The organism is Mesorhizobium sp. M7A.F.Ca.CA.002.05.1.1 (assembly GCF_003998335.1).
GTDB lineage: Bacteria > Pseudomonadota > Alphaproteobacteria > Rhizobiales > Rhizobiaceae > Mesorhizobium.
Genome location: NZ_RZQI01000754.1, coordinates 1 through 2958, shown reverse-complemented (window position 1 = coordinate 2958; position 2958 = coordinate 1). Strand labels below are relative to the sequence as shown.

Below are 2958 nucleotides of genomic sequence, written 5' to 3'. Positions count from 1 at the left end.
TTCCTGTCGGTGCTGATCGGCATCATCGCCATGGCGGGCATCCTTGCCCAGGAGATCATGAGCCGCCGCCGCGACTATCGCATCAGCTCCACGTCGCTTTCGGCTGAGCCATACGAACTCGGCCGCTGGCGGCCTACGGTCCAGGCCGGCATGTGGCTGCTGATCATCGTGGTGCTGTTCCTGCCGCTGTTCGGGCTGGTTCTGACATCGCTGGTGCCGGGCTACGGCATCGCGCTCACCGCCAAGACGGCGACGCTCGACAATTATCGCTTCGTGCTGTTCGAGCATGACGCGGCCGGCCGCGCCTTCTTCAACAGCTTCTGGCTGTCGATCGCGGCGGCCTTCTTCGCGGTCCTGGTTGCCGTGCCGATCGGCTATCTGATCGCCTGGGGCAAGCAGCGCTGGGTGCGGCTGCTCAATCTGTCGGTGGAACTGCCCTATGCACTGCCCGGTGTGGTGCTGGCCATCGCCTCGCTGCTCATGTTCCTGCGGCCGATCCCGCTGACCGGCATCCAGCTCTACAACACCGTCTGGATCATCCTCTACGCCTATCTCGCCCGTTTCCTGGTGCTGGCGCTGCGGCCAACCATCAGCGGCTATCACCAGATCGACCGGGCGCTGGAGGAGGCTGCGCAAGTGGCAGGCGCCGGGCTGTTCACGCGCATGCGCACGATCATCTTTCCCTTGGTGGCACCGGCGGCGATCGCCGGCGGCCTGCTGATCTTCATGACGGCGCTGAGCGAACTCACCGTTTCGGCGCTGCTGTGGTCGTCGGGCTCGGAAACCATCGGCGTGGTGATGTTCTCCTTCGAGCAGGGCGGCGATTCCAACTATGCGGCGGCGATGTCCGTCATCACCGTGGCGGTCACCTTCGTGCTGATGCTGGTCACCAATCTGCTTGCCCCCTACCTTCCGACCGGAGTGCTGCCATGGCGCGATTGAGCCTGGACAATGTGACCAAGAGCTTCGCCAATTTCGATGCCGTCAGGGACGTGTCGATCGACGTCGCCGACGGCGAGTTCCTGGCGGTGCTCGGCCCTTCCGGCTGCGGCAAGACGACGTTGCTGAGGCTGGTGGCCGGATTCGAGAAAGTGACTTCGGGCGAAATCCGCATCGGCAGCGAGGTCGTGTCGGGCAAGGGCTGCAGCGTCGCACCGGAAAAGCGGCGCGTCGGCATCGTCTTCCAGAACTATGCGCTGTGGCCGCATATGACGGTGGCCGAGAACATCGGTTATTCGCTGAAGGTGGCGAAGCTCGACAAGGCTGTCGCCCGCCGGAAGGTTGAAGACGCACTCGCCCTTGTCAATCTGCAAGGGCTGGGCGAGCGTCGGCCGGCCAATCTTTCCGGCGGCCAGCGCCAGCGCGTGGCGCTGGCGCGCTGCCTTGTCGCCGCGCCCTCGCTAGTGCTGTTCGATGAGCCGCTGGCCAATCTCGACGTGCATCTGAGGGCATCGATGGAGGACGAGTTCGCATCCTTCCACAAGCGCACCGGCACCACCATCGTCTACATCACCCATGATCAGGCCGAGGCGATGGCATTGGCCGACCGCATCGCGGTGATGGATGGCGGGCGCCTTGCCCAGCTGGCGACGCCGCGCGAGCTCTATCATGAGCCGGCAAATGAAATGGTCGCATCCTTCATTTCGCAAGGCATTTTGCTGCCCGTGGATGTGTTGAGCGCGGAAGAAAGGGGCCACTGCAAGGTCCGGGTTCTCGGCGCTGAACTGGTTGTCCGCTGCCGGCCAGGCGAGCGGCCGCGAACCGGGGCAAAGGTCTGCTGCCGGTCGGCCGATCTCGACGTGTCGCCGGATGGCCCCGGCTTTGATGGTCTGGTCAAGCGGGTGATCTACCAGGGTGGCTCGGCGCGCATCGAATTCGCGCCTTCGACCAGTCCCGATCTCACTTTGCATTTCGAACAGCCCGACCCGGTTTTGCTGGAGAGCGGAGCCCATGCGCGTCTGCGGATACGCTCCGGCTGGCTGATCCCGGCGGCGGGGGCAGCATCGTGATGATGCTCGACCTGCTCGGCGGCTTTGGCGAAAAGGGCCGCACCAGTCTTGCTGTCAGCAGCGGCAAGGATCGCATCCTGCTCGACGTCGGCATCAAGGTCGGCGCCTCGGGCGCGGACTACTATCCGGTGCTGAACGGGTCGGTCGCCGACATCGACGCGCTGTTCGTCTCGCATGCCCATGAGGATCATGTCGGCGCACTGAGTTGGCTGCTGTCGCGTGGCTATGCCGGCCCGATCTTCATGACGGCCGAGACCCGCAATGAGGCGCCCGCCACGCTCGCGGGCTATGCTGAGCCCGAGGATTTCAGGCGGTTCCCTTTTCCCGAAGACCGCATCGAATTGTTCCAACCCGGCGATACGCTGAAGAGCGGAAATCTCACGATCCGGACGGGACGCTCCGGGCATGTGGTGGGCGGCGTCTGGTTTGCCGTCGACGATGGCGAGAGCCGCGTCGCCTATTCCGCCGACGTGGTGCCGGACAGCAATGTCTTCGTCATGGACACGATCCCCCACTGTGATCTTCTTGTTCTCGACGCCTCCTATGGTGCCGATCCCGTGCCGGGCGCGGCGCGGGCGCTCGAAATCTCGCAGTGGGTTGCGGGGCATTCGGGCGGGTGTCTTTTGCCGACGCCGCTCTCGGGTCGGTCGCTGGAGCTGATCGCGGCCTTGCCTGGCCCGTTCGCCATCCATGCCGGCATGCGTTCGTCCCTGGAAGCGCAGATCGGCGCCACGGCAGCCTTGTTGCCGGGCGTTTCAGCGTTGCTGCGCCGCCGCTTGCAGGAAGCAGCCGACTGGACCGATGCTGATCCCCTGCCGTCCACGCCGTTGCTGGCGGATGACGGCATGGGTGAAGCCGGCCCGTCATCGCGCCTCTTGCCGCGTGCCGACCATTCCGGTTTTCCGGTGCTGCTTACCGGCCATCTGCCGTCAGGCTCGCCGGGCGATCT

Annotated in this window: 3 protein-coding genes; all 3 read left to right on the top strand. The window is 65.0% G+C overall.

Annotation, left to right across the window (positions count from 1 at the left end):
* Positions 1–942 (top strand): ABC transporter permease (locus EN939_RS27870; protein WP_164751280.1); only part of this gene is annotated, 942 nt, incomplete at its 5' end.
* On the top strand, positions 930–2009 hold the full coding sequence (locus EN939_RS27865) for an ABC transporter ATP-binding protein (RefSeq protein WP_127270931.1): 1080 nt from the start codon (positions 930–932) through the stop codon (positions 2007–2009). The genes EN939_RS27870 and EN939_RS27865, both read left to right, overlap by 13 nt.
* Positions 2009–2958, top strand: a 950-nt coding sequence (locus EN939_RS27860) for an MBL fold metallo-hydrolase (protein WP_127270929.1), incomplete at its 3' end; no start/stop codon positions are given. The genes EN939_RS27865 and EN939_RS27860, both read left to right, overlap by 1 nt.